The sequence below is a fragment of the Rhizorhapis sp. SPR117 genome, from assembly GCF_021742065.1.
On record NZ_JAKKIE010000129.1, the window covers coordinates 1 to 4,197 of the forward strand.

The following is a 4,197-nucleotide window of genomic DNA, read 5'->3' on the forward strand; positions in this document are numbered from 1 at the left end:
CTGGACCGGCATTCCCACAGAAACGGCTTCAGCCCCTCCACTTGATCCTACCGGCATCAGCCGGTCAGTCATTCAGGCGAGAAGCCCTGGACATACGCCATGGGCTCCCCGACCATAAGGTTCGAGGATCGTGGTGCCGTCACGGCCGGCACCAACCGCTAGTCAGGGGTTACTAAGCCCCAGAGCAGCGCGTCTGCTCTGCCCACACTATTAGCCGAGCCGCACGCGAATGTCTTTGTCTATTCGGCGTAGACGGCAATGAACCGCTGAAATCCCTCGCTTATTAGCCGCGCAACTCGCCCGCCGAGGGGTGCCGCCTGCGCACATACGCAAATGCGGCACGCTACGCGCCGCCGATTCCTCTCCATGGTTCGCCACAGTCCGCTGTCGCCCCCGACAGCCGAATCCTGACGAACCGGAGGTGATCTATGTCCAACCCGCTCACGGGCCTGCCGCCGCGCCTGTTACGCACGAAGGAAGCCGCGCGCTTCCTCGGAATTTCCATCCGCACCCTTGAGAAGCATCGCACCTACGGAACCGGCCCGACCTATCGCAAGATCGGCGGCCGCGTCCTCTATGCGGTCGAGGACTTGCAAGCCTGGACCGCAATCGGCGCGCGCAAATCCACCCGCGACAAGACCGCTGGCACCGTCTTTCCCGCGCGCCCGCTCACGCCCGAAGAACGAGGTGATTGCTGATGCTGCGCGAGGACGGTCCTAGACCCGTGCAGCCGACCGAGGCCAGCGAGCGCAGCCGCCTGGCCCCCTTTGTGGTCGCAACGGGCGACGCGCCGCCGCGCGACCAGCGCGATTTGATGGAACGGCCGTTTTTCTCGCTGGCGAAGACTCCGCGCACCAAGCCGATTCTCTACAAGGCGGCCGATATTGAGGTGCAGGTGTTCGGGATGCCCAAACACGGCATGGCGACCATATGGGACGCCGACATTTTGATATGGGCGGCTTCGCAGATCGTCGCGGCCGAGAACAACGGCCTCACCACGTCGCGTTTCTTCCGCTTCACGCCCTATCATCTGTTGCGCGCCATCGGGCGGCCAACCGGCAACCGCCAATATCTGCTCCTGAAAGCCGCGCTTACTCGCCTGCAATCGACCGTCATCGCCACCACGATCCGCAATGGTCCGCATTGGCGTCGCAGGCAATTTTCCTGGGTGAATGAGTGGGAAGAAATGACGACGCACGCCGGTCGCGTCGAGGGCATGGAGTTCGTCCTGCCCGAATGGTTCTACAACAGCGTCATCGACCGCTCGCTGGTGCTGACCATCGACCCGGCTTATTTCCGGCTCACGGGCGGCATCGAGCGTTGGCTATATCGTGTCGCCCGTAAGCACGCCGGCCACCAGCGCCACGGCTGGCTGTTCGAGGTCGCGCATCTCCATAAGAAATCCGGCAGCCTCGCGCGGGCATCCGACTTCGCGCTCGACCTGCGCCGCATCGCGGCCCGCCAGTCGCTTCCCGGTTATCGTCTCCAGATTGAGCGGGAAGCCAGCTGCGAGCTGCTGCGCATCCGCCCCGAAAACTTATCCACAGGCACTGTGGATAAGCGTATGAATACCATCGGCACATCAGGCGCACGGGGTATCGGCACATCAGGCGCAGCACTATCGGCACATCAGGCGCATGAACCCCAGCTAACGCTTTGGCCTGAAAAGCGGAATCCGACCGCTAACTTATCTAACAGAGAATCTAACTCTTTTTCTTTGACGCGCGCACACGCGAGGCATGGTGCCGGTTCAGCCCGGAAGGGCGAGCCATGATGCGCGCGCTCGATCTGTTCAGCGCCGCCGCCGGAGGCTGGTCGCTCGGCCTCCATCGGGCGGGCTTCGTCACCGTCGCCGCCTGCGAGATCGTCGAATGGCGGCGCATCCTTTACGCAGAGAACAATCCTCATGTCAGACTCTACGAAGACGTGCGCGCCCTCACGGCAACTCGACTTGTTTCCGACCTTGGAATCCTTCCCGACATCATCGTCGGCAGCCCGCCGTGCCAGGACATCAGCAGCGCCAATACGAAAGGGAAAGGCATCGACGGCGAACGGTCCGGCCTCTATCTCGAGGCCGTCCGCCTGGTCGGAGATTGCCGCCCTCGCTGGTTCGCTTTTGAAAACAGCCCTAATCTCCGAACTCGCGGCGCTGACCGGCTGCTCGATGAACTGGAAACGCTCGGCTACGCCTGTGAACCGTGCGTGGTGGCTGCTGCGGATATTGGGGCCAACCATGTCCGCAAGCGATCATGGCTCATCGGCTACGATCCCCGCCAGCTTGCCGACGCCTCGATCCAGCGATGCGGCGCACGGGCCGGAAATGACCAAGGTTCGCGGGAGCAAAAGGACCGGCATGAACCTGCGCACGGTTTTCCATCCCGCAGCACTGGACCGGATGCTGCCGACCCCCACCAAAAGGGACAGCCGCATGGACGGCTGGAGTCCAGCCTACGAAAGGCGGAAATCGCCGACGATGGACGCGGTGATGAGCGGGGCGATGATGGCCTCGACGCCGACAGCGACCGCGAATCAACTGGCCCCGTCATCCATCCAGAAATGGGCGGGAGCGCGGACGCTGGCGATGCTGTTGCGGAGCCATGGGCTGACTGGAACGGCGGCCTTGCCCATCACCTACGGCTGGATGATGGGCTTTCCCCCTGGGTGGCTGACACACGCATTGCGCTCGGCAGTCGCAAAGGGACTTCTGCGGCCGGTCTGATCGTGGAGGCGTTCGGCGACGCCGTTCTCCCGCAAATCCCCGAAGTTATCGGCCGTGCCATTCTGCGCACCGAAGCCGCGCTCGACGTGGTGCTCGCGCGCAGCCCCCAGCACATCGCCGGAGACGAACAATGACCCGTCGCGCCCATCGCAGCGCGCACGGCCGTCCGCTGCCGGACGGACCAGCGCCCTTCACTACATTGGTCGAACTGACCTTCGAGAAGCGCAAGGTCGAGCACTGGATACGCTTCGGCCGCAAGAGCTATGAGCAGATCATCGACCGCCGCCGAAGCGTCGTTGGCTTCGCGCCGGGCAGCGTCTTCGCCTTCGTGCGATGGGCGAGCGGCGAGCATGGCACCGTCGTTTCGCGCATCGACATCGTGCGCGCCATCGGCCGGGGCGAACCGTTCCAGACGTTGCCCTTCGTGCGCCCCGGCGGCGAAATCCTGTTGCGCCTCGATAGCTGGCCGAAGGTGCGGCGCGGGCTTGCCGCCATCGACGCCGTGGAATCGCTCGGCCTCGATCCAGCCGACGCCGCACCGGAGCATTGGCGGCACGTCCACAACCGTTTGACCGCCAATCTGGAGCCGCACGCCTACACGCCCGAGCGACATGCCGCATGGCTTCACCGCCGAAGGATCGAGCCATGACGCGCCGCCGCACCCTTACGGTGACGGGGCTCGCCGCCATCGGCATCGCCGCCGCCAGCGCCGTCGATTGGCCCGTGAAACTCATCTGGAACGCGACGGCTAGCGCGCCCATCGGCTTCTACACGGTCGAGCCGGCCGACGCGCTCGACGTGCCCGAGCTGGTCGCCGTCATACCGCCCGAACCGCTCGCCGCCTTCATGGCCGAGCGCGGCTATATCGCGCGCGGCGTCCCGCTGTTGAAGCGCGTCCTGGGCCTGCCGGGACAGCGGGTTTGCCGCTTGCGATCCACGATCACGGTTGACGGGATCGAGGTGGGCGAGGCGCTGGAGCGCGACAGCCTCGGCCGCGATCTGCCCGTCTGGCAGGGCTGCCACGTGATCGGCGACGGCCAGCTTTTCCTCATGAATTGGGAAGTCCGCGACAGCCTCGACGGCCGCTATTTCGGACTCACCCCCGCAGCTTCCGTCATCGGTCGAGCGGTCCTGCTCTGGACCGATGAGGAAGGCGTCGGCCGCTACGAGTGGCGCGCGCCGACGCACTGAAACCATCCCCCGACAGCCAACCGCAGGAGATTTCCATGGCAGAAATAGGCACCTTCACCCGTACCGAAACCGGCTATGCCGGAGAGCTTCATTCGTTCGGCCTCCACGAAAAGCTGTTCATCGTCCCGGCCAAACCGAGCGACGTGAAAAACGCGCCCGACTATCGCCTGCGCCTCGATAGCGAGGACGGCCCGGACGCCGGCCCGGCATGTGTCAACGTCGGGGTAAAATTGTGCAAGATTCCGGTGTAAAACTGTACCAGTTGGATTGAACAAAAAGCCTCAGAT

At 64.3% G+C, this 4,197-nt stretch carries 6 protein-coding genes; all 6 read left to right on the forward strand.

The genetic code is table 11. The annotated features are described in order from the left end of the window. Nucleotides 1-428 precede the first annotated feature (428 nt). Genes L3X40_RS21105 through L3X40_RS21130 form a run of 6 tightly spaced genes read left to right on the forward strand, consistent with a single transcriptional unit; the run spans nucleotide 429 to nucleotide 4,161 of the window. Nucleotides 429-698: a helix-turn-helix transcriptional regulator gene (locus L3X40_RS21105; protein ID WP_237367318.1), complete on the forward strand. Its 270-nt coding sequence runs from the start codon at nucleotides 429-431 to the stop codon at nucleotides 696-698. Further along, the gene (locus tag L3X40_RS21110; RefSeq protein ID WP_237367319.1) at nucleotides 698-1,774 is read left to right on the forward strand and encodes a replication initiator protein A; all 1,077 of its coding nucleotides are present in this window, start codon (nucleotides 698-700) and stop codon (nucleotides 1,772-1,774) included. The genes L3X40_RS21105 and L3X40_RS21110 overlap by 1 nt, the downstream gene beginning before the upstream one ends. Further along, on the forward strand, nucleotides 1,771-2,853 hold the full coding sequence (locus L3X40_RS21115) for a DNA cytosine methyltransferase (RefSeq protein WP_237367320.1): 1,083 nt from the start codon (nucleotides 1,771-1,773) through the stop codon (nucleotides 2,851-2,853). Before L3X40_RS21110 ends, L3X40_RS21115 begins: the two co-directional genes overlap by 4 nt. Then, nucleotides 2,850-3,368 (forward strand): DUF2840 domain-containing protein, encoded by a 519-nt coding sequence (locus L3X40_RS21120; protein ID WP_237367321.1) that lies wholly within the window; start codon nucleotides 2,850-2,852, stop codon nucleotides 3,366-3,368. The genes L3X40_RS21115 and L3X40_RS21120 overlap by 4 nt, the downstream gene beginning before the upstream one ends. After that, on the forward strand, nucleotides 3,365-3,910 hold the full coding sequence (locus L3X40_RS21125) for a S26 family signal peptidase (protein WP_237367322.1): 546 nt from the start codon (nucleotides 3,365-3,367) through the stop codon (nucleotides 3,908-3,910). The genes L3X40_RS21120 and L3X40_RS21125 overlap by 4 nt, the downstream gene beginning before the upstream one ends. A 35-nt stretch (nucleotides 3,911-3,945) precedes the next feature. Then, on the forward strand, nucleotides 3,946-4,161 hold the full coding sequence (locus L3X40_RS21130) for a DUF736 family protein (protein ID WP_237367323.1): 216 nt from the start codon (nucleotides 3,946-3,948) through the stop codon (nucleotides 4,159-4,161). Nucleotides 4,162-4,197 lie beyond the last annotated feature (36 nt).

Bases quoted from the DNA above. Each gene is read 5' to 3' on its own strand.
- L3X40_RS21105 (WP_237367318.1), top strand. From the start codon at position 429: ATGTCCAACCCGCTCACGGGCCTGCCGCCGCGCCTGTTACGCACGAAG.
- L3X40_RS21110 (WP_237367319.1), top strand. From the start codon at position 698: ATGCTGCGCGAGGACGGTCCTAGACCCGTGCAGCCGACCGAGGCCAGC.
- L3X40_RS21115 (WP_237367320.1), top strand. From the start codon at position 1,771: ATGATGCGCGCGCTCGATCTGTTCAGCGCCGCCGCCGGAGGCTGGTCG.
- L3X40_RS21120 (WP_237367321.1), top strand. From the start codon at position 2,850: ATGACCCGTCGCGCCCATCGCAGCGCGCACGGCCGTCCGCTGCCGGAC.
- L3X40_RS21125 (WP_237367322.1), top strand. From the start codon at position 3,365: ATGACGCGCCGCCGCACCCTTACGGTGACGGGGCTCGCCGCCATCGGC.
- L3X40_RS21130 (WP_237367323.1), top strand. From the start codon at position 3,946: ATGGCAGAAATAGGCACCTTCACCCGTACCGAAACCGGCTATGCCGGA.